Raw genomic sequence first — 19,555 nt, 5'->3', positions numbered from 1 at the left:
CATTGGAATAACCCTTGGCAAGACCTAGGTCCTCGAAATGCCAAACCGTGACCGCTGCGGCGGCGATGCTTCCGGTGCGGTGCGCGGGCCTGTGAGGCGAATCATTCGCAACCAGGCGTTTTGCACCTGTACAGTTCAGCCGTGACCGAACCTGTGATCCTGGCCGACGTCGTCCGTAGCGACTTCGTCGAAGGCCACCACCGTGGCTCCGTCGTGGTGACCAACCCCGACGGCACCGTCGACTGGGCGGCGGGCATCGTGGACCAGCCGATGTTCCCGCGCTCGTCCAACAAGCCCATGCAGGCCCTCGGCATGCTCCGCAACGGCCTCCCCCTGACCGACAAGCTCCTCGCGCTCGCGGGTGCGTCGCACTCGGGCGAGCAGTTCCACGTGGACGGCGTACGGCAGATCCTCGCGACGGCAGGCCTCGACGAGACTGCGCTGCAGACGCCGGTCGCGTACCCGCTGGACGACGACACCCGGGACGCCTGGGTCAAGGCCGGCCACGGCAAGGAGCGGATCGTGATGAACTGCTCCGGCAAGCACGCCGCGATGCTGCTGACCAGCACGCTCAACGACTGGGACCTCGAGACCTACCGCACGCCGGATCACCCGCTGCAGAAGGAGATCCGCACCGCGATCGAGGACGCGGCGGGCGAGAAAGTCTCGTACGTCGCGATCGACGGCTGCGGCGCGCCGATCTTCGCGCTCACGCTCTCCGGCCTGGCCCGCTCGTTCGGCCTGTTCGCGGCTGCGGCCACGGACACCCAGGAGGGTCAGGTCGCCCAGGCGTTCCGCGCGTACCCCGAGTACGCCAGCGGGAGTACGCGCGACGAGGCCGAGCTGATGCGAGCCGTCAACGGCTTGTTCTGCAAGGCCGGCGCCGAGGGCGTGTACGCCGTCGGTCTCGCGGACGGCACCGGTATCGCGCTGAAGCTCGAGGACGGTACGCCGCGCGCCCGCAAGGTCGTGATGGCGGCGACCCTCCAGCGTCTCGGCATCACGAACGACACGATCGAGAACCACCTCCACTTCGACCTCACCGGCGGAGACAACGTGGTCGGCGCAGTCCGCCCGCACACCCCGACCTTCGCCTGACCCCAGCCCCGTCTTTCCGGAACTTCTTGGTCGCCTGGCGACTATTTGTTTCCGGAGAGGCGGGGTTTTCTATGGTGGGTGGGTGGATGAGGCGATCGTGGTCGGGGCCGGGATTGGTGGGGTGGCCGCTGCCGGGGCGTTGGGGCGGGCCGGGTGGCGGGTTCGGGTGTTGGAGAGTGCGCCGGAGCTGGGGGAGGTCGGCGCGGGGCTTGTCGTGACCATCAACGGGCAGCGGGCGGCCGAGGAGCTCGGGGCGGCGGAGCGGATCCGGCGGAGTGGGTACGACGTACGCGCGGCCGGGACCCGGCGGTGGGACGGGAAATGGTTGCTCAAGGCACCTGATGGTGGTGACACCGGGATGATCGGGATCCACCGGCGGCGGCTGCATCAGGCGCTGGTCGACGCGCAGGACGCCGACCTGGTGACGGGTGCTCGGGTCAGTGCGGTCGAACCGGGGGCCGTGGGTGGTGAGCGGGCCCGGGTGACGTGGGAGTCGGCGGACGGGACGCACAGTGCGCGGGCCGATCTGGTGGTCGGCGCGGACGGGATCCGCAGTACGACCAGGAACGCCTTGTTTTCCGCGGGTTTGCGCTACAGCGGCTTCAGTTGCTGGCGTGCGGCGACACCGGACACCACGGTCGACGATCGGTTCGCGATGACGTGGGGGCCGAACGCCGAGTTCGGGGCGCTGCGGATCAGCGCCGACGAGGTCTATTGGTACGGGTACGTCGCGATGCCGAGCGGCCGGCCGATCGGGGACGAGGTGCGAGCGGTCCGCGAGTACTTCGCTGCGTGGGCCCCCGACGTACGGGCGCTGACCGAGACGACGGACGAGGTGATCCGGCACGACGTGTGGGTGCTGGACCGGCCGCTGCCGCGGTACACGATCGGGCGGACCGTGTTGATCGGGGATGCGGCGCATCCGATGCTGCCGACGCTCGGGCAGGGTGCGAACTCGGCGCTCGAGGACGCGGTGACGCTCGGGCTGGTGATCCCGGCCGGGGGCGAGCTGGCGGTTGGGCTGCGGGAGTACGAGGCGCAGCGGTACCGGCGTACGCAGAGGATTGTCAGCCGGTCGGCGTGGATGGGGCGGACCGGGGCAGAGGTCGGGGTGCGTGGGCAGTGGTTGCGGAACGCGATGCTGCGGATCACCCCGCCGCGGGCCGCGCTCAGGAACGGTACGCGGATCTTCGACTGGACTCCGCCCGGGTCATTTGGCGCGCAGGCGGTCGACCGCGGGTGACAGGACCGGGAGCGGGGCGGTCGGCGCGGGCAGGTCGTAGCCGGCGTACAGGCGGGTGCGGATCGCTTCCAGGGGGAAGGTCTCGCGGTAGATCGCGAGTTTGACGGTCACGCCCTCCAAGGTTGCTCTGAGCAACATCTCCTCGACGGCCGGGTCGGTGGCGCCGCGGGCCGCGAACACGTCGCGGATCGCGTCCTCGACCAGCGACAACCGGCCGGACTTGGCCTGCTCGACGCGGGCGAACACGTCGTGGGTGGTCGGCTGCATCATCAGCGTGATCGCGAGCCGCTGGATCGGGAGCGTGGTCGCGGCCGCCATCAGGGCGCCGTCGATGATGCCGGCCAGCCGTTCGTCCGGAGTTCCCTGGATGTTCAGGATCCCCGCGATGCCGTCCAGCCAGCGGTCCAGGAGCTCGGCGGCCAGTTGCTCCTTGGTGGCGAAGTAGTACGAGACCAGGCCGCGGGAGACGCCCGCGGCGGCGGTGATGTCGGAGATCGACGCGGCCTCGTAGCCCTTCGCGGCGAAGGTCTCCAGCGCCGCGGCCAGGATGCGTTCGCGTGAGCGCTCCCGCAGTTCCTGGTTGACAGTCGCCGATCGCGGCACTGATTCCTCTCCGGTCGAAGCCTGAAGCGCCGGGCAACCCCCACATCCTCGTGCCCGGCGCCTCGGGCTGACCCCCCGTGTTACGGCCCCTCCCCAGGCGCCGTTTATAGACTGGACGTCCAGTCAACAAACGTCAAGGACCGTCCCGTTTTCTGGACACGCGCGGTGACGGGTAGAATGAAAGGGCTGCGCCCTGTGTCGAGTGGCACGTGAAACCGCCGTAGCCACCGCCAGATCCCTCTCATTGCTTGGAGCGCTTCCTCATGCCTGTCCGTAACGACCTGCGCAACGTCGCGATCGTGGCCCACGTCGACCACGGGAAGACCACCCTCGTCGACGCGATGCTGTGGCAGTCCGGCGCCTTCGGAGCCCATCAGCACGTGGATGAGCGGGCGATGGACTCCGGCGACCTGGAACGTGAGAAGGGCATCACGATCCTCGCCAAGAACACCGCCGTACGGCACAAGATGGCCAACGGCGAGCAGATGACGCTCAACATCATCGACACCCCCGGTCACGCCGACTTCGGCGGCGAGGTCGAGCGCGGTCTGTCGATGGTGGACGCGATCGTGCTGCTGGTGGACGCCTCCGAGGGCCCGCTGCCGCAGACCCGGTTCGTGCTCCGCAAGGCGCTGGCGCGGCAGATGCCGGTGATCCTGGTGGTCAACAAGGTCGACCGCCCGGACGCCCGGATCTCCGAGGTCGTCGACGAGACGTACGAGCTGTTCCTCGACCTGCTCGACCACGACGCCGACCAGTCCGCGCTGGACTTCCCGGTCGTCTACGCCTCGGCCCGGGCCGGTCGCGCCTCGCTGAACCAGCCTGCCGACGGCGGTATGCCGGACTCCGAGGACCTCGAGCCGCTGTTCGAGACGATCCTGAAGAACGTCCCGGCCCCGGAGTACACCGAGGGCGCGCCGCTGCAGGCGCACGTCACCAACCTGGACGCCTCGCCGTTCCTCGGCCGGCTCGCGCTGGTCCGCGTGCACGAAGGCACCCTGAAGAAGGGCGCGCAGGTCGCCTGGTGCCGGCACGACGGCTCGATCCAGAAGGTCAAGATCACCGAAATGCTGGTCACCGAGGCGCTCGAGCGCGTCCCCGGCGACTCGGCCGGCCCGGGTGACATCGTCGCGATCGCGGGCATTCCGGAGATCATGATCGGCGACACCCTGACCGACCCGGAGAACCCCAAGCCGCTGCCGCTGATCACCGTGGACGAGCCGGCCATCTCGATGACGATCGGCACCAACACCTCGCCGCTGGCCGGCCGGACCAAGGGCACCAAGGTGACCGCCCGCCTGGTCAAGGACCGGCTCGACCGCGAGCTGGTCGGCAACGTCTCGCTGAAGGTGCTGCCGACCGAGCGCCCGGACGCGTGGGAGGTGCAGGGCCGTGGTGAGCTGGCGCTGGCCATCCTGGTCGAGCAGATGCGCCGCGAGGGCTACGAGCTGACCGTCGGCAAGCCGCAGGTGGTCACCCGCGAGATCGACGGCAAGCGGCACGAGCCGGTCGAGCGGCTGACGATCGACTGCCCGGAGGAGTACCTCGGCACGGTCACCCAGCTGCTCGCGGTCCGGAAGGGCCGGATGGAGCAGATGACCAACCACGGCACCGGCTGGGTCCGGATGGAGTTCCTGGTCCCGGCCCGTGGGCTGATCGGGTTCCGCACCGAGTTCCTCACCGACACCCGCGGTACCGGTATCGCGCACCACGTCTTCGAGGGGTACGAGCCGTGGTTCGGCGAGCTGCGCACGCGGCCGTCCGGCTCGCTCGTGTCCGACCGGGCCGGCGCGGCCACGTCGTACGCGATGATCAACCTGCAGGAGCGCGGCACCATGTTCGTGGAGCCGGCCACCGAGGTGTACGAGGGCATGATCGTCGGCGAGAACTCGCGCTCCGACGACATGGACGTCAACATCACCAAGGAAAAGAAGATGACCAACGTCCGCTCGAACGCGGACGAGTTCGAGAAGCTGGTGCCGGCCCGCAAGCTGTCGCTGGAGCAGTCGCTGGAGTTCTGCCGCGAGGACGAGTGCGTCGAGGTCACGCCGGACGCGATCCGGATGCGCAAGGTCGCCCTCACCCAGATCGAGCGCGCCAAGCTCGGCCGCAAGTCGAAGAGCTGATGGTCGACCGGACGGTGGTAGACGGGCTCTTCCCGGCGGATCTCCCGGAGCCGGAGCACTGGGAAGAGCGGTATCCGGCGCGGGAGCTGCCGGAGGGAGCGAAGGTCACGCGGCTCGGCCCGTCGCCGACCGGGTTCATCCACATCGGCGGCATCTACGTCGGGATGATCGACCGCGACATCTCGTCGAACACCGGCGGGGTGTATCTGGTCCGGGTCGAGGACACCGACCAGTCGCGGGAGGTCGAGGGCGCGCTCGAGCAGTTCGCGCGCGCGTTCGAGTACTTCGGCATCAGCTCCGACGAGGACACGGACCACGGTTCGTACGGACCGTACCTGCAGTCCGAGCGCGAGCAGATCTACCTGACCTACGTGCGCCACCTGCTCCGGCAGGGCAAGGCGTACCTGTGCTTCGCGACGAAGGACGAGCTCGCCGACATCACCTCCCGCCAGCAGGCGTCGAAGGTCCCGACCGGGTATTACGGCAAGTGGGCGATCTGGCGCGACGCCGATCCGTCGGCCGTCGCCGAGAAGCTCGCCGAGGGTACGCCGTACGTCGTGCGCTTCCGGGCGCCTGATGACGCCGACGGGCAGCGGACCAGTTTCGTCGACGCGATCCGCGGCCGGCTCGAGCACGAGGCGAACCGCAACGACACGGTGATCCTGAAGTCCTCGGACCAGTCGCCGCGACTTCCGACGTACCACTTCGCGCATGCGGTCGACGACCACCTGATGCGGGTGAACCTGGTGATCCGCGCCGACGAGTGGATCTCGTCGGTGCCGCTGCACCAGCAGCTGTTCGCGGCGCTGGAGTTCGAGCCGATCGCCTACGCGCACATCGCGCCGCTGATGAAGCAGATCCCCGGCGGCAAGCGCAAGCTGTCGAAGCGCAAGGATCCCGAGGCGGGCGTCGACTTCTACATCGGCGCGGGCTACTCGGCCGACGCGGTCCTGTACTACCTGCGCGGCCTGGCCAACGGACGGCTCGCGGAGCTGCCGCTGGCCGAGGCGCTGACGACGCCGATCGACCTGAGCCTGTGCGGGGTCGCCGGTCCGTTGGTCGACCTGGTGAAGCTGGAGGACATCAGCGCCGACCACATCGCGACGCTGAGCGGACAGCAGATCCTCGACGCGGTGCGCGCCTGGGCCGTGGAGTACGACGCGGAACTCGTTCCCGTGCTCGACAACGAGAAGGATCTGGCGTTGCGTGCACTCGCGGTCGAGCGTGACGGCGTCGAGAACCCGCGCAAGGACCTGCGCAAGTGGTCGGACTTCCGGCCGGCGTACGGCTTCTTCTTCACCGAGCTGTTCGTCCCGGTGGACGGACCGGCCGACGAGCGGCTGGTTCCGCTCGGTGTCGCGGCCGACGTCGTCACCGCGTTCGCGGCGGATCTCGTGGCGAACTACGAGCATCTCGACGACCCGCAGGAGTGGTTCGACCAGATCCGTACTCTCGCCGGCAAGCACCGGTTCGCGCCGAACGCCAAGGAGTACAAGAAGGATCCGGACGCGTACGTCGGCTCGATCCGCGAGGCCTCGCAGCTCGTGCGCGTCGCGATCACCGGCGCCACCCGGAGCCCGGATCTGCACGCGACCGCGCAGGCGCTCGGAGCTCCCGAGGTCCTGCGCCGGCTGCGCGCGCTGACGTCGTAGGGCACGAACTGGAAACGGTGACTGACGGAGCGTGCCCTGGGCTCCGTCGGTGTGATACACCATTTCTCGGCCACTGGTGGGGCAGTGGTTGGGGGAAGAAAGTTTTGATTCGTTACCAACCAGACGTGAAGTAGCGACGTCTGTTCTTGTGGAAGCACTCTTTGGGGGAAGGACAAGGGAAACATGGGGATTCTGCGTAAGTTCGGCGCTACCCTGACGGCCGCCGCGTTCGTGGGCGTCGGCGCTCTGTCGGCGACCACTTCGGCCGAGGCCGCGCCTCAGGTCGCTGCGTCGGCGCAGAAGTCGACGACGGCTCCGGCTCCGGTGGGTCTGCCGCCGAAGGCGGCGGCCAAGACCACGGCCACGTCCAACAGCAAGCTCATCGCCAAGTACAGGATCGACCGGCGGTGCCTGACCAAGGGCCGGGTCCTCTGCATCAACAAGAAGACCCGCAAGCTGGTGTACGTCGTGAACGGCAAGCCGATCCAGGTCATGGACGTCCGGTTCGGCGCGATGAAGACGCCGACCCGCAGCGGCGTCTTCAAGGTCTACCGCAAGTCGAAGAACCACGTCTCTTCGCTGTACCACTCGAAGATGCCGTACGCGATGTTCTTCAGCGGCGGCCAGGCCGTCCACTACTCGTCGGACTTCAAGGCCCGCGGCTACAACGGCGCCTCGCACGGCTGCGTGAACGTCCGCGACAAGAAGAAGATCGCCTGGGTGTTCGCCCGGGTGAAGACCGGCGACAAGGTCGTCGTCTACAGCAAGTGAGCTGACTCATCGACAGCGGCCGGGGAGCTACTCCCCGGCCGCTGTCGCGTTCCGGAACGCCTGGTACAGCCGCGGTTCCACCAGGCAGAAGGTGCCCTCGGCAACATTGGTCGACGTACGGCGCAACGTCCGGACGGCGATGTCCGCCGCGGACTGTGCGGGCCACCCGTAGATGCCGGCCGAGACCGCCGGCAGCGTCATCGTCTGTACGCCGAGCTCGTCCGCGATCCGCAACGCGTTGCGGTAGCAGGACTCGAGCAGCGCCGGATCCCGTTGCCCGGCGGTGTAGTTCGGCCCGACCACGTGGATCACGTACGTCGCCGGTAGCGCGCCGGCTGTGGTCCACACCGCCGTACCCGTGGGAGTGCCGTTCGGGTACCGCTCGATGAGCTCCGCGAGGATCTCGCGGCCGCCCGCCCGGTGGATCGCCCCGTCGACACCACCACCGCCGCGCAAGGCGTGATGAGCGGCGTTCACGATCGCGTCCGCAGGCACCGTGGTGATGTCCGCCGTGCTCAGTACGATCTCGATGGCGTCCTCCTTCAGCAGGCCGGGATCCAGTCGAGGAGCGCGGCGGCGATCGCGGGGGCCGAGTCCTCGGGCAGGAAATGCAGTCCGGGAACGGTGACCTCCCGCTGGTTCGGCCAGCGTCGGCACAGCTCGCGCAGCGGTCCGGTCAGCAGCGCACCCGGATCTCCGTTGATGAACAGCTTCGGTACCTGCGACTGCGCCATCCACGCAGCGTTGGCCGCGACGATGTCGTGCACGTCCGCCGGCGTCCCGTCGATCGGGATCTCGCGCGCCCAGGTCAGCATCGGACGCCGGCTTTCCCCGGGCTCCGCGAACGGCGCCCGGTACGCCGCGAGCTCGTCGTCGGTCAGCTTGCGCATCGTGCCGCTCGGGAGGACCAGCTCGATGAACACGTTTTCCTCCAGTACGAGGTGCTCTCCTTCCGGGCTGCGGAGCCGACGGAACAGCTCAGGAGCTGGTGCGTTCGGACTGTCCCAGGTGACCGGAGCGACGAGCGTCTCCAGGTAGGCGATCCCGCTGACGGCATCGGGATGCCGACGGGCCCAGTCCGTCGCCAGAACCCCACCCCAGTCGTGACCGACGAGGATCACGTCGCTGGTCAGCCCGAGCGCCTCGAAGAATGTGTCGACGTACCGGCTGTGGTCGGCGAAGCGGTAGGTGCCGGTGGTCGACGGACCCGATTCGCCCATCCCGGCCAGATCCGGTGCGATGCAGCGCGCGATCGCCGAGACCGGGCCGAGGACGTCACGCCACAGGTACGACGACGTGGGATTGCCGTGCAGGAACACGACCGGACGGCCGCTGCCCGCCTCGCGATAGGCGATCCGGGTGTCGATGTCCACGGAGCTGAGCATGGAGTGTTCCTCCGGTACGCTGAGCCAACCGAATGGGGTGTGAGGGCGTCCTAGAAGTGTAGGGACGGGGCTACCAAAAGGGGTGTCCGATGCGCGGGCTGTTGATTCGCAAGGTGCTGAGCGGGCTGGTTGCCGGGGGTGCGATTGCTGCACTCCTGAGTTCCGGAACGACGGCGACCGCGACTCCGCAGGACCTGAAGACGGTGCCGTTCGAGGTGAGCGGTGAGCTGCCGATCTACCCCAAGGCACTGTGGAAGAACGGCTCCAGCGGGACGAACGTCCGCAAGGTCGAGGCGCGGCTGGTGCAGCTGAAGCTGCTCGAGAAGCGCTACCTGGACAACGAGTTCGGGACCATGACCCGGTCCGCGGTGAAGAAGTTCCAGAAGTCGAAGGGCATTCCTCAGCTCGGGTACGTCGACCAGAACACCTGGGACCAGCTGGCCAAGGTCACCCACGAACCGACCCAGACCGAGCTGTACCCGCCGGTGCCGGTGGTGAACGGCAAGAAGCTCGACGCGCGCTGCGCGACCGGTGTGGCGCTGTGCATCGACAAGAGCACCCGCAAGCTGCGGTACGTCGTCGACGGTGTGGTGAAGATGCAGCTGGACGTCCGGTTCGGCGCGGTGAAGACCGCGACCCGGGAGGGCAGCTTCACGGTCGGCTGGAAGAGCCGGAACCACGTCTCGAAGCTGTACGACTCGAAGATGCCGTACGCGATGTTCTTCAGCGGCGGCCAGGCGGTGCACTACTCGTCGGACTTCGCGGCCCGCGGCTACAACGGCGCGTCCCACGGCTGCGTGAACGTCCGCGACCTGGCCAAGATCAAGGTTCTCTTCGACGAGATCCATGTCGGCGACAAGGTCGTCGTCTACCGCTCGTAGTTACAGCGGGCGGGGGCCTCTGCGACGGCGGATGGCCCCCCAGCCACCGCGGCCACGGCCGGTGGCGGCGCGGAGAGCGGGGCGGGCGTCCACGAGGTACACGGCGGAGGCGACGATGCCGATCAGGCCGAAGAAGCTCAGCCAGCCCTGGAACACCTGGCTCAGCGTGAACACGACCAGGATCAGCACCCAGCCGGGCTTGGTGAGCTTGTCGGCGGCGATGAACACCGCCCGCGGCCGAAAGACCGCATCGGCGAGCGCGACGAGTTTGATCGCAAGCAGCACCCACCAGATGACCGCTAGCGGATCGTCGAACCCGGGGATCAGGCTCCGGAAGGTGATCATGCTACGAGCCTAACCGACAGACCGGGCGGCCCACCTCTGCTCAGTCGCAGCTGTGGACCGCCCGATCGCAGGATTCACCCGGAGGTGGGTGAGTCGTTACTGTCTGTCGTGATTCAGTCGCCGACCTTGTCGGCCGCGGACCCGGCGGCCTTGGCGGCGGACTTCGCGGTCTTGCGGGCGCTGGTCGCGGTCGCCTTGACGTTGCGGGTCGCGCTCGTGGCGGTCTTCTTCGCGGTGGTGCGGGTGGCCTTGGCCTTGCTCACCGTGGTCTTGGCGGTGCTGACCAGGTCCTCGGTCGCCTGCTGGTGGCGGATCCGCTCGACCAGGTCCTTGCCGCGGCCGGCCAGGTCCTCGTAGGTCTCCTCGGCCTGACCGAGAACGGTGGTGAAACCGGCCTGGGCGGTCTTCGGGAGCTCACGCAGCTTGGCCGGGGCGGTGCGCGCGTCGGCGACGATCGCCTCGAAGCGCTTGGTCAGCTCGACCTGCGCCTTGGTCAGCTCCTTGGTGAGCTCGGTCTGCAGGTTCTTCTGGTCGATCTTCGCGAACCGGGCGGTCACGTCCTCGCCGACGGCGCGGACCTTCTCGACCGCGAGGTCGCCGGCGCCGGCGATCGCGTAGAACGGGGTAACAGGCGTACGGGTAGCCATCAGGCTTCTCCTCGGGGTGTTTTCAGCAGGTTCGTTCAGTCGGTGCTGCGCTTGCGAGCCGTGGACTTCTTCGCTGGCGGCTCTTCAGGGGCGTTCTCGCGGACGAACGACGTGTAGACGTCCAGCAGGACGCGCTTCTGGCGCTCGGTCAGTGCGGGGTCGAGCAGGACGGCGTCGACCACGCCCGTGCCCTGCCGCCCGCCATCGGCGTCGTCGTCCGGATCGAGAATGCCGGCCCGTACATAGAGGGTCTCCGCGGAGATCCGCAACGCCTTCGCGAGCTGCTGCAGTACGTCGGCCGACGGCTTCCGCAGGCCGCGCTCGATCTGGCTCAGGTACGGGTTCGACACTCCGGCCAGGTCCGACAACTGCCGCAACGACAGCTGCGCGTGCCGACGCTGCTCGGCGAGGTACTCCCCGACGGAGCCCACCGCCCCAGCTGCGCGATCACTCAACTTGGCCATGCCACCAGTGTGCTAGCAAGCTGCTTGCAATTGCAAGCACCCACCCCGTGAGCCGCCTCACTCGCGTGCCGGCCTACTGGATCAGGACTCGCGGTGGACCTTGTGCTGGGCGGCCTGGGCTCGGGGGCGGACGGTGATGCGGTCGATGTTGACGTGGGCGGGGCGGGTGGCGATCCAGGCGACGATGTCGGCGACGTCCTCGGCGGTGAGGGGTTCCCGTACGCCGGCGTACACGGCGTCGGCCTTGGACTGGTCGCCGTTGAAGCGTGTCAGGGCGAAGCCTTCGCTCTGGACCATGCCGGGGGCGATCTCGCTGACCCGGACCGGCTGGTCGTACAGCTCCAGGCGGAGCGTGTCGACGACGGCCTTGGCGCCGTGCTTCGCGGCGACGTACCCGCCGCCGCCCTCGTACGCGACCTGGCCGGCCGTCGACCCCATCACGATGATCGTGCCGCGCCCGGCGATCAGTGCCGGAAGCAACGACTTCGTGACCGCGGCGACCGCGATCACGTTCACCTCGAACATCCGCCGCCAGGCGTCCAGGTCCGCGTCGGCCACCGGCTCCAGCCCGAACGCCCCGCCGGCGTTGTTCACCAGCACCTGCAGCTCGTCCCCGACCGCCGCGGTCAGTGCGGCGACGTCTTCGGCCGACGTGACGTCGCACTGCACCGCGCGGCCGTCGATCTCCTTGGCCAGCGCCTCGATCCGGTCCAGCCGCCGCGCGGCGCAGATCACCTCGAACCCCTCGCGGGCGAGGTACCGCGCCGACGCGGCCCCGATCCCACTGCTAGCACCCGTCACCACGGCCAGAGGACGATCGCTCGAAGTCATACCCCAAGTTTCTCAAAGCCCTCGGCACGCTCGGCGGGCCGTCTCACGTCCGCCTGCCGCCGAGCGGCCGCGACCACCCCGAAGAGCGCAGCCAGACTCACCGCCAGGAACCCACCCAGCAGACCAAGAGTCTGTACGTCGGGGTGGATCAAAGCCTGCCCGCGGAACGCCTGGACCGTCACCGTGATCATTACGCCGGTGTACCCGAAAGCCGCAACGCCGACCAGGCGGTGGCGGACGCGCTCCGGCCGCAGCCACTCGACCCGTGCGGCCAGGATGCTCAGAGCGAGGACCGTCAGCAGCAGGAAGTGGATCGCGTGCAGCCCGACGAAGTGCGGGATCCGCAGGTCGCCGCCGACGGTGCTCCAGTTGGTCAACGGCATGCCCGGACCGCCCGCCTCGACGCCGATGCCGTGGCTGCCGGCCAGCGTGACCGGGTGACCGTACGCGTCCGTGACCTCCTGGCGCTGTCCCTGCGAGCCGACCAGGTAGAACGCGAGCGCCATACCCGCGACGGCCAGCCCGAGGCCGACCCGGATCGCCCGGTTCAGCGGGGCGTCGCCGATCCGCTGGAACAGCAGCATGATCGCGACCACCAGACTCGCGCCGAACAGCCCCATGACTCCCGACATGAAGACCTTCTGCCCGACCTGGTTGAACGTGTCGGAGTTGTCGTTGAAGTGGCTGAACGTCCCCCGCGCGGCCTGTACGGCGATGAACCCGACGTCGACGATCCCGGTGATCGCGAACACGGTCCCGGTCCACCAGCCGAAGCGTTTCGCCTTACGCAGCTTGGAAAGCAGCCACGCGAGCGTCGCGCCGTACAGGACGAACGACAGGCCGAACTTGAACGGCTTGAGCCACACGGACTCGTTGAGGATCTCGCGGCCGTCGACCGCGAGACCGACGCCGGCGGTCAGGACGAGACCGGACATGGCGAGCACCATCAGCATCAGCGGGCGATGCCAGGACCTGACTTCTTCGAGGACTGTACGCATGTCCTCAATGCTTTCGGCGGACGGCCTCGACCACAGTGGGCCGAGTCCGCCAATGGGGGTGGAGGTAGGCCCACCAATGGTCAGGCCTGGCGGGTCGGCAGCGCGATGATCTGACGCAGGTTCAACTCCCGCCGCCGGCTGACCGCGAACGTGACGACGTCGGCGATGTCCTCCGCGTGCAGCGCCCCGATCTGTTCGTTCATCGAGGCGATCAGGTCCTGTCCCGAGCTGTCCAGGTGCGTCGCCAGTTCGGTGTCCGTCAGTCCGGGCTCGAGGTTCGTCACGCGGACGTCGTACGGCGAGAGGTCGGCGCGCAGCGATGCGGACAGATGGGTCAGCGCCGCCTTCGTCGCGCCATAGACGGCGTACCCGGGGAAGACGACGTGCGCCCCGATCGACGAGATGTTCACCAGGTCGGCGGTCCGTCCCGCCGCGGCCGCTGCGATCAGGTCGGGCGTGAAGGCCTGGACCAGTCGCAGTACGCCGGTCAGGTTGGTGTCGATCATCCGGGTCCAGTCGTCGAGCCGCCCATCGGCGACCGGCGCGGCCAGCATCACGCCCGCGGCGTTCACGACCAGGTCGACCGTGCCGAGCCGCTCGTGGATCCGTGCGACTCCGGCGTCCACCGAGTCCTGCGACGTGACATCCAGGCCGACGCCGAAGGTCCGCGGTCCGAGCTTGCCGGCCAGGTCGTCGAGGCGGTCCTGCCGCCGCGCGACCAGCGCGACAGCGGCGCCGGCCTCGGCCAGTTGGGTGGCGATCGCGGCCCCGATACCGCTCGCGGCGCCGGTCACTACTGCATTGCGAATCTGTAGATCAGTCATGTCACCGATCCTGGAGCGGTCGCGGAGACTTACCCAGTGGTCTGCTGAGCCTGGTTCTGCCAGGACCAGGTTGCGGTCCGGGCCGGCCTGGATACTGGAGGGCATGGATCGTCGCGCGGAGCTGACCGAGTTCCTCACCTCGCGCCGGGGACGGGTGCGGCCCGAGGACCTCGGCATCAAGGTGTACGGCGGGCGACGCCGCGTCCCCGGCCTGCGCCGCGAGGAGCTCGCCCAGGCGGCCGGCGTCAGCGCCGACTACTACGTCCGCCTCGAACAAGGCCGTGCCGACAACGTCTCGCAGGAGATCCTGGACGCCGTCGCCGACGTACTCGAGCTGACCGAGGACGAGCGGAAACACCTTGCTCTGTTGGCGAAACCGGCTCGTCGGCGGGCCAAACGGCGTACGACGCAGCGGATGCGACCCGGCCTGCAACGACTGCTCGACTCGATGACCGACGTACCGGCGTTCGTCCTCGGCCGCCGGATGGACGTCCTGGGGTGGAACCGGCTCGCCGCGGCCCTGATCGCGGACTTCGACAGCATGGACGTCAAGGACCGCAACATCCCGCGGATGGTCTTCCTCGATCCGGCATCGCGCGATTTCTACCTGGACTGGGATGCGGTCGCGGAAGAGACCGTCGGCTACCTGCGGATGTACGCCGGGCGCTACCCGGACGACCCGGAGCTCGCCGAGCTGATCGGGGAACTGTCCATCCGGAGCCCCGAGTTCCGCGTGCACTGGGCCCGGCACGACGTGAAGGACAAGACCTTCGGGACGAAGACGCAGCACCATTCACTGGTGGGCGACATCACCGTGGGGTACGAGACGCTGCAGCCTCCCGGCGAGCCGGATCAGCTGTTGGTCACCTACACCGTGGAGCCGGGGTCGCCGTCCGAGCAGAATCTGCGGCTGCTGGCCAGCTGGACGGCGGCGGATAGGGAGATGTCCCAATTCCCGGCCGAAGCCCCGGAGTTACCCTGACCGGGTGACCGATATCCCCGACCGTCCACTCCGGCGGGTTGCGATGATCAGCCTGCACACGTCACCGCTCGACCAGCCGGGGACCGGGGACGCCGGCGGGATGAACGTGTACGTCGTGGAGCTGTCCAAGCAGCTGGCCGGCCTGGGGATCGAGGTCGACGTCTTCACCCGGGCCACAGCGTCCGTGCTGCCGGCCCGGGTCGAGCTGATGCCCGGCGTGATGGTCCGCAACGTCGCCGCCGGGCCGTACGAGGGCCTGACGAAGAACGAGCTCCCGGCCCAGCTGTGCACGTTCGCCCGCGCCGTTCTGCGCGCCGAGGCGATCCACGAGCCCGGCTGGTACGACGTGATCCACTCGCACTACTGGTTGTCCGGCCAGGTCGGCCTGCTCGCCCGCGATCGTTGGGCGGTCCCACTGGTCCACACCATGCACACGATGGCCAAGGTGAAGAACGCCAGCCTCGCGGACGACGACGTACCCGAGCCGCCCGCGCGGCTGATCGGTGAGGAGCAGGTCGTCGAGGCCGCCGATCGCCTGCTGGCCAACACCGGCGACGAGGCCCGCGAACTGATCGACCTGTACGGCGCCCAGCCGGCGAAGGTCGGCGTGGTGAATCCAGGCGTCGACCTGGAGCTGTTCAGCCCGGGCTCGCGGATGGCTGCTCTACAGGCCGTGGGGTTGCCGGCCGATGCCGTCGTACTGGCGTTCGTCGGCCGGATCCAGCCGCTGAAGGCGCCCGATCTGCTGATCCGGGCGGCGGCGCGGATGCTCGAGCGGGACCCGTCGCTGCGCTCGCGGCTGGTGGTCGCGATCATCGGCGGGCCGTCGGGCAACGGGATGGAGCACCCGGAGTCGCACGCCGAGCTGGCGCGGGCGCTCGGGATCGACGACGTGACCCGGTTCGTGAAGCCCATGGAGCGCGCGCGGCTCGCCGACTGGTACCGGGCGGCGTCCGTTGTGTGCGTTCCGTCGTACTCGGAGTCCTTCGGGCTGGTCGCGCTCGAAGCCCAGGCCTGCGGTACGCCGGTGGTCGCGGCGGCCGTCGGCGGCCTGAGTACGGCGGTGCTGGACGGGCGGACCGGGTTCCTGGTGCGCGGGCACGCGGTGGACGACTTCGCCGACGCGCTGGCGCGGATCGCGACGGATCCGGCCGTCCGCGAGAGCATGAGCCACGCGGCGGTCGGGCACGCACGGGGGTTCGGCTGGGAGCTGACCGCGCGGAAGACGCTGGCGGCGTACCGGACCGCCGCGGAGACCATGGCGACGGAGATCGCCGCGGAGGTAGCCGGGTGAGAGTTTCTGCGGCGGACGTGATCCGCCAGGTGCTGACCGAGAACGAGCTCGAGTTCACCGAGAGTGAGCCGGGCGTCTTCAGCGCGGACCTGCCGGGGGAGCGGAAGCTGAAGACCACGGTCTCGCTGACGGTCGGCGCGCAGGCGGTCCAGGTGCACGCATTCGTCGCGCGGCACCCGGACGAGAACCACGCGGCCGTGTACCGGTGGCTGCTGGAGCGGAACCTGAAGATGTACGGCGTCGCGTTCGCCGTCGACCACCTGGGCGACATTCACCTGGACGGGCGGGTCCCGCTGCACGCGATCACACCTGGTGAGGTCGACCGGTTGCTCGGTGCGGTGCTGGAGTACGCCGACTCGTCGTTCAACACGATCCTCGAAATGGGGTTCGCGTCCTCGATCCGGCGCGAGTACGAATGGCGAGTGTCGCGGGGCGAATCCACTCGAAACCTGGACGCGTTCAAGGGTTGGCTGGAGCCTCGATAGCATGCGGGTATGACCTATCGCCTGATCCTGCTCCGCCACGGCCACAGCGACTGGAACGCCAAGAACCTCTTCACCGGCTGGGTCGACGTCGACCTGAACGCTCAGGGCGTCGAGGAGGCGGTCCGCGGTGGCCAGTTGCTGCTCGAGCGCGGGCTGCTGCCAGAAGTACTGCACACCTCTGTGCTGCGTCGCGCCATCCGGACCGCGAACATCGCGCTCGAGGAGGCCGGGCGCCAGTGGATCGACGTACGGCGCTCCTGGCGGCTGAACGAGCGGCACTACGGCGGCCTGCAGGGCAAGGACAAGAAGCAGACCCTGGAAGAGCTCGGCGAGGAGCAGTTCATGCTCTTCCGCCGCTCGTACGACACGCCGCCGCCGGCGATCGAGCGCGGCTCCGAGTACGACCAGGCCGGCGACGCGCGGTACGCCGCCCTGCCGCCGGAGCTGCTGCCCTCGACCGAGTGCCTGAAGGACGTCGTCGAGCGGATGCTGCCCTATTGGTACGACGCGATCGTGCCGGACCTGCGCGCCGGGAAGACCGTCCTGGTCACCGCCCACGGCAACTCGCTCCGCGCCCTGGTCAAGCACCTCGACAACCTCGACGAGCAGACCATCGTGGGCCTGAACATCCCCACCGGCATCCCGCTCTACTACGAGCTCGACGAGGACTTCCACCCCGTCACGCCGGGCGGCGAGTACCTCGACCCCACCGCCGCCAAGGAAGCCATCGAAGCCGTCAAGAACCAGGGCCGCTGACCTCCCCGAGGTCGAGCGTCCGGAGGTAGTCGAGCCTGTCCCGCAGTTGGGGATTCTGGGCGACTACCTCCGGACTGCCTTCGAGCAGTTCGAGCTCGGACCGCTGCAAATGCTTCAGATGCTGGTCCACGGCCTCGAGATGCGCGCGCAACTCGGCACCGTTCAGCGCTGACACGTCGGTGTTCACCAGCCGGTCGGTCAGGGATTCGTCGGGCATGGGGTGAAGATACGCGCCCGACAGAAGTGGTGGTTACTCGCCGCGCATCGGGTCGAAGTGGTAGCCGAGGCGTACGGAGTTGACGCCGTTGAAGACGACGCCGGGGATCTTGCCGTAGCCGGTGAGGGCGGTGGCTGCGCCGTTCGCCTTGCTCATCGCGTAGAGCGTGCCGGTCTGGGTGTTGTTGTCGACGCCCACGATCAGCACGCCGCCGCGGGTGCCGCAGTTCTCCACGACCAGCGACTCGAAGTTCTGCCAGCCGCCGGACCGGATCCGCTTGAGGACCGGCTTGGTGGAGGCGGCGACCGGGATCCGCACGGTCCACAGGGCACCGGCGGTCGTGGTCATCAACAGGGTGTCGTACGTCATGGTCTCGCTGATGACCGTCATCGTCTTGAAGCCCTTGAAGCCCGGGAACGAGCCGAGGGACTTGATGGCGCCGCGGACGATCGAGTACCGGTACAGGCTGCCGTTGCTGTTCAGGCCGTAGAGGTAGGCGTGGCTCGGGCCGTCGATGCTGTCGTTCGACGTGGCGATGGTCTTGAAGCTCGTCCAGCCGCTGCCGACCTTCTTGAAGGTGGCGACCGGCGGGCGGTACGCGTACACGTAGGTGGTGTGCCGGTACAGGTTCCCGCCCTGCAGCAGCAGGCCGTAGTAGTAGAACTGGGTGCCCGCGGCGTTGGCGGCCATGTACCAGGTCGCGTTGGCACGGGTGCCGACGAACTTGAACGGCTCGTACGGCGCTCCCTGGGGCGGCCGTCCGGCGATCACGTCGGCTGCTTCCATCGAGCCGGCCGCGGTCGGGTAGCCGACCGAGATGCCGCAGGCCTCGGTGGCTGCCTTCGCGGAGTTCGACTGCTTGGTCAGGTCGGACCAAGGCTTCGGGTCGGACGGCCCGGCGGTGGCCGGGATGGAAACGACGGACGCGGCGATCAGGCCGAGGCCGGCGGTCGCGAGCGCAAGGCGCTGCAGTCTCATGGCGATCCTCTTCCAAGAGCGGTCTCGGTCAACTCCCGAGATTCAGGTCACTTCCCGTCCCATCGCGCCGCGACTACTCGGCGTTACATCGAGCGTAGGACGTGATCAGATCGAGATCTGCCTGCATCCAAAAAGGCGCCCCCGGCAACTAGCCGGGGGCGCCTTGTGTTGTGGAAGGTCAGTTGCCGTTGGGGTTGGGGGTGGAGGCGCCGGCTCCGGAGCCGGCGGCGGTGCCTCCGATGGCTACTGGGAGTTCGCCGGTGACGAGGTAGACGACGCGGCGGGCCATCGCGACCGCGTGGTCGGAGATGCGCTCGTAGTAGCGGCTGAGGAGCGCCATGTCGACGGCGACCTCGACGCCGTGCGGCCAGTCCTCGTCCATCATCAGGCGGAACTGGTTGGAGCGCAGCTTGTCCATCTCGTCGTCGCTGGCCTCGAGCCGTCCGGCGGCCTCGACGTCGCGGGTCGCGATCACGTCGCCGGCGGCGTCGACCATCTTGCCGGCCACGGACCCCATCGACTCGATCACGTCGTGCAGTTCGGCCGGGATCGCCGGCGCCGGGTACCGCATCCGGGCGATCTTCGACACGTGCGCGGCCAGGTCGCCCATCCGCTCCAGGTCGGCGACCATCCGCAGCGCGGCGACCAGCATCCGCAGCTCGTTGGCGACCGGCGACTGCCGCGCCATCAGCTCGAAGACCTTCTCCTCGACACCCTCACCGGCGGCATCGAGCTGGATGTCGGCCGCGATGACCTCTTCGGCCTTGCGGATGTTCGCCTCCAGCAGGGCCGACGTGGACCGGCGTACGGCGGTGGACACCGTCCGCGTCATCCGCTCCAGCTCGGCGAGGATGTCGTCGAGCTGCTCGTGGTACGTGTCACGCATGGTGTTCGATTCCGATCTGTGGTGTCCGTTGCCGCGGAGGGGACCAGCACGGTACCCCGCCCATCGGTGACCGTACGGCGTCGAGGTTG

22 protein-coding genes are annotated in these 19,555 nt (G+C 68.6%); 10 read left to right on the top strand and 12 right to left on the bottom strand.

Features of this window, described 5'->3' with window-relative positions; genetic code table 11:
* Positions 1-141 precede the first annotated feature (141 nt).
* Together EV649_RS12340 and EV649_RS12335 are read left to right on the top strand one after the other, a co-directional pair.
* Positions 142-1,098 carry an asparaginase gene (locus EV649_RS12340; RefSeq protein WP_130383339.1) on the top strand — a complete coding sequence of 319 codons (957 nt, stop codon included), beginning with the start codon at positions 142-144 and terminating at the stop codon, positions 1,096-1,098.
* 82 nt (positions 1,099-1,180) lie between these two features.
* The gene (locus EV649_RS12335; protein ID WP_157996230.1) at positions 1,181-2,341 is read left to right on the top strand and encodes an FAD-dependent monooxygenase; all 1,161 of its coding nucleotides are present in this window, start codon (positions 1,181-1,183) and stop codon (positions 2,339-2,341) included.
* Here EV649_RS12335 and EV649_RS12330 read toward each other — a convergent pair.
* Complete coding sequence (locus EV649_RS12330; RefSeq protein ID WP_130383337.1) at positions 2,309-2,944, bottom strand: TetR/AcrR family transcriptional regulator; 636 nt, start codon at positions 2,942-2,944, stop codon at positions 2,309-2,311. The genes EV649_RS12335 and EV649_RS12330 overlap by 33 nt on opposite strands.
* A 263-nt stretch (positions 2,945-3,207) precedes the next feature.
* Here EV649_RS12330 and typA point away from each other — a divergent pair, with 263 nt between their 5' ends.
* From typA to EV649_RS12315, 3 genes are all read left to right on the top strand, one after another.
* Positions 3,208-5,070 carry a translational GTPase TypA gene (gene typA, locus EV649_RS12325; RefSeq protein ID WP_130383336.1) on the top strand — a complete coding sequence of 621 codons (1,863 nt, stop codon included), beginning with the start codon at positions 3,208-3,210 and terminating at the stop codon, positions 5,068-5,070.
* A complete protein-coding gene (locus EV649_RS12320; RefSeq protein WP_130383335.1) occupies positions 5,070-6,722 on the top strand; it encodes a glutamate--tRNA ligase family protein in 1,653 nt (550 codons plus the stop codon). The genes typA and EV649_RS12320 overlap by 1 nt, the downstream gene beginning before the upstream one ends.
* Before the next feature lie 183 nt (positions 6,723-6,905).
* On the top strand, positions 6,906-7,493 hold the full coding sequence (locus tag EV649_RS12315; protein WP_130383334.1) for a L,D-transpeptidase: 588 nt from the start codon (positions 6,906-6,908) through the stop codon (positions 7,491-7,493).
* 27 nt (positions 7,494-7,520) lie between these two features.
* On the opposite strand, the gene EV649_RS12310 is transcribed toward EV649_RS12315, so the two are convergent.
* Together EV649_RS12310 and EV649_RS12305 are read right to left on the bottom strand one after the other, a co-directional pair.
* Positions 7,521-7,988 carry a macro domain-containing protein gene (locus EV649_RS12310; protein WP_241998013.1) on the bottom strand — a complete coding sequence of 156 codons (468 nt, stop codon included), beginning with the start codon at positions 7,986-7,988 and terminating at the stop codon, positions 7,521-7,523.
* A 47-nt stretch (positions 7,989-8,035) separates the two neighbouring features.
* Entirely contained in the window at positions 8,036-8,878 is an 843-nt protein-coding gene (locus EV649_RS12305; protein ID WP_130383333.1) for a haloalkane dehalogenase, read from the bottom strand.
* An 89-nt stretch (positions 8,879-8,967) separates the two neighbouring features.
* Here EV649_RS12305 and EV649_RS12300 point away from each other — a divergent pair, with 89 nt between their 5' ends.
* Positions 8,968-9,759 carry a L,D-transpeptidase family protein gene (locus EV649_RS12300; protein ID WP_130383332.1) on the top strand — a complete coding sequence of 264 codons (792 nt, stop codon included), beginning with the start codon at positions 8,968-8,970 and terminating at the stop codon, positions 9,757-9,759.
* Here the strand turns inward: EV649_RS12300 and EV649_RS12295 are convergent, their stop codons facing one another.
* The 6 genes from EV649_RS12295 to EV649_RS12270 form a co-directional block, all read right to left on the bottom strand.
* Positions 9,760-10,104 carry a DUF2516 family protein gene (locus EV649_RS12295; RefSeq protein WP_130383331.1) on the bottom strand — a complete coding sequence of 115 codons (345 nt, stop codon included), beginning with the start codon at positions 10,102-10,104 and terminating at the stop codon, positions 9,760-9,762. It abuts the gene before it with no gap.
* 113 nt (positions 10,105-10,217) lie between these two features.
* Positions 10,218-10,751, bottom strand: a complete 534-nt coding sequence (locus EV649_RS12290; protein WP_130383330.1) for a hypothetical protein — start codon at positions 10,749-10,751, stop codon at positions 10,218-10,220.
* A 35-nt stretch (positions 10,752-10,786) separates the two neighbouring features.
* Positions 10,787-11,215, bottom strand: a complete 429-nt coding sequence (locus tag EV649_RS12285) for a helix-turn-helix transcriptional regulator (RefSeq protein ID WP_130383329.1) — start codon at positions 11,213-11,215, stop codon at positions 10,787-10,789.
* Between the two features lie 81 nt (positions 11,216-11,296).
* A complete protein-coding gene (locus tag EV649_RS12280; protein WP_130383328.1) occupies positions 11,297-12,046 on the bottom strand; it encodes an SDR family NAD(P)-dependent oxidoreductase in 750 nt (249 codons plus the stop codon).
* Complete coding sequence (locus tag EV649_RS12275; RefSeq protein ID WP_130383327.1) at positions 12,043-13,044, bottom strand: hypothetical protein; 1,002 nt, start codon at positions 13,042-13,044, stop codon at positions 12,043-12,045. Before EV649_RS12275 ends, EV649_RS12280 begins: the two co-directional genes overlap by 4 nt.
* Positions 13,045-13,124: 80 nt before the next feature.
* Positions 13,125-13,868 carry an SDR family oxidoreductase gene (locus EV649_RS12270; RefSeq protein ID WP_130383326.1) on the bottom strand — a complete coding sequence of 248 codons (744 nt, stop codon included), beginning with the start codon at positions 13,866-13,868 and terminating at the stop codon, positions 13,125-13,127.
* A gap of 103 nt (positions 13,869-13,971) precedes the next feature.
* Between EV649_RS12270 and EV649_RS12265 the strand changes: the two genes are divergently transcribed.
* Genes EV649_RS12265 through EV649_RS12250 form a run of 4 tightly spaced genes read left to right on the top strand, consistent with a single transcriptional unit; the run spans position 13,972 to position 17,385 of the window.
* Entirely contained in the window at positions 13,972-14,850 is an 879-nt protein-coding gene (locus EV649_RS12265; protein WP_130383325.1) for a helix-turn-helix transcriptional regulator, read from the top strand.
* Between the two features lie 4 nt (positions 14,851-14,854).
* A complete protein-coding gene (mshA, locus tag EV649_RS12260) occupies positions 14,855-16,144 on the top strand; it encodes a D-inositol-3-phosphate glycosyltransferase (RefSeq protein WP_241998005.1) in 1,290 nt (429 codons plus the stop codon).
* Positions 16,141-16,629 carry a YbjN domain-containing protein gene (locus EV649_RS12255; RefSeq protein WP_130383324.1) on the top strand — a complete coding sequence of 163 codons (489 nt, stop codon included), beginning with the start codon at positions 16,141-16,143 and terminating at the stop codon, positions 16,627-16,629. The genes mshA and EV649_RS12255 overlap by 4 nt, the downstream gene beginning before the upstream one ends.
* Before the next feature lie 9 nt (positions 16,630-16,638).
* A complete protein-coding gene (locus tag EV649_RS12250; RefSeq protein ID WP_130383323.1) occupies positions 16,639-17,385 on the top strand; it encodes a phosphoglyceromutase in 747 nt (248 codons plus the stop codon).
* On the opposite strand, the gene EV649_RS12245 is transcribed toward EV649_RS12250, so the two are convergent.
* The 3 genes from EV649_RS12245 to phoU form a co-directional block, all read right to left on the bottom strand.
* Positions 17,366-17,602: a hypothetical protein gene (locus tag EV649_RS12245; RefSeq protein WP_130383322.1), complete on the bottom strand. Its 237-nt coding sequence runs from the start codon at positions 17,600-17,602 to the stop codon at positions 17,366-17,368. The genes EV649_RS12250 and EV649_RS12245 overlap by 20 nt on opposite strands.
* A 33-nt stretch (positions 17,603-17,635) precedes the next feature.
* Positions 17,636-18,580: a hypothetical protein gene (locus EV649_RS12240; RefSeq protein WP_130383321.1), complete on the bottom strand. Its 945-nt coding sequence runs from the start codon at positions 18,578-18,580 to the stop codon at positions 17,636-17,638.
* A 178-nt stretch (positions 18,581-18,758) separates the two neighbouring features.
* Positions 18,759-19,466 (bottom strand): phosphate signaling complex protein PhoU, encoded by a 708-nt coding sequence (gene phoU / locus EV649_RS12235; protein WP_130383320.1) that lies wholly within the window; start codon positions 19,464-19,466, stop codon positions 18,759-18,761.
* Between the last annotated feature and the right edge of the window lie 89 nt (positions 19,467-19,555).

The organism is Kribbella sp. VKM Ac-2569, from assembly GCF_004216905.1.
Classification (GTDB): Bacteria; Actinomycetota; Actinomycetes; order Propionibacteriales; family Kribbellaceae; genus Kribbella.
The sequence above is the reverse complement of the archived record's forward strand: the minus strand, read 5'-3'. Positions and strand labels throughout refer to the sequence as shown.

Coding starts and splice junctions, on each gene's coding strand:
- EV649_RS12315 (WP_130383334.1), top strand. CDS start 6,906: ATGGGGATTCTGCGTAAGTTCGGCGCTACCCTGACGGCCGCCGCGTTC.
- EV649_RS12300 (WP_130383332.1), top strand. CDS start 8,968: ATGCGCGGGCTGTTGATTCGCAAGGTGCTGAGCGGGCTGGTTGCCGGG.
- EV649_RS12270 (WP_130383326.1), bottom strand. CDS start 13,868: ATGACTGATCTACAGATTCGCAATGCAGTAGTGACCGGCGCCGCGAGC.
- EV649_RS12265 (WP_130383325.1), top strand. CDS start 13,972: ATGGATCGTCGCGCGGAGCTGACCGAGTTCCTCACCTCGCGCCGGGGA.
- EV649_RS12275 (WP_130383327.1), bottom strand. CDS start 13,044: ATGCGTACAGTCCTCGAAGAAGTCAGGTCCTGGCATCGCCCGCTGATG.
- EV649_RS12320 (WP_130383335.1), top strand. CDS start 5,070: ATGGTCGACCGGACGGTGGTAGACGGGCTCTTCCCGGCGGATCTCCCG.
- EV649_RS12290 (WP_130383330.1), bottom strand. CDS start 10,751: ATGGCTACCCGTACGCCTGTTACCCCGTTCTACGCGATCGCCGGCGCC.
- EV649_RS12240 (WP_130383321.1), bottom strand. CDS start 18,580: ATGAGACTGCAGCGCCTTGCGCTCGCGACCGCCGGCCTCGGCCTGATC.
- EV649_RS12280 (WP_130383328.1), bottom strand. CDS start 12,046: ATGACTTCGAGCGATCGTCCTCTGGCCGTGGTGACGGGTGCTAGCAGT.
- EV649_RS12250 (WP_130383323.1), top strand. CDS start 16,639: ATGACCTATCGCCTGATCCTGCTCCGCCACGGCCACAGCGACTGGAAC.
- EV649_RS12285 (WP_130383329.1), bottom strand. CDS start 11,215: ATGGCCAAGTTGAGTGATCGCGCAGCTGGGGCGGTGGGCTCCGTCGGG.
- EV649_RS12305 (WP_130383333.1), bottom strand. CDS start 8,878: ATGCTCAGCTCCGTGGACATCGACACCCGGATCGCCTATCGCGAGGCG.
- EV649_RS12245 (WP_130383322.1), bottom strand. CDS start 17,602: ATGCCCGACGAATCCCTGACCGACCGGCTGGTGAACACCGACGTGTCA.
- phoU (WP_130383320.1), bottom strand. CDS start 19,466: ATGCGTGACACGTACCACGAGCAGCTCGACGACATCCTCGCCGAGCTG.
- EV649_RS12295 (WP_130383331.1), bottom strand. CDS start 10,104: ATGATCACCTTCCGGAGCCTGATCCCCGGGTTCGACGATCCGCTAGCG.
- typA (WP_130383336.1), top strand. CDS start 3,208: ATGCCTGTCCGTAACGACCTGCGCAACGTCGCGATCGTGGCCCACGTC.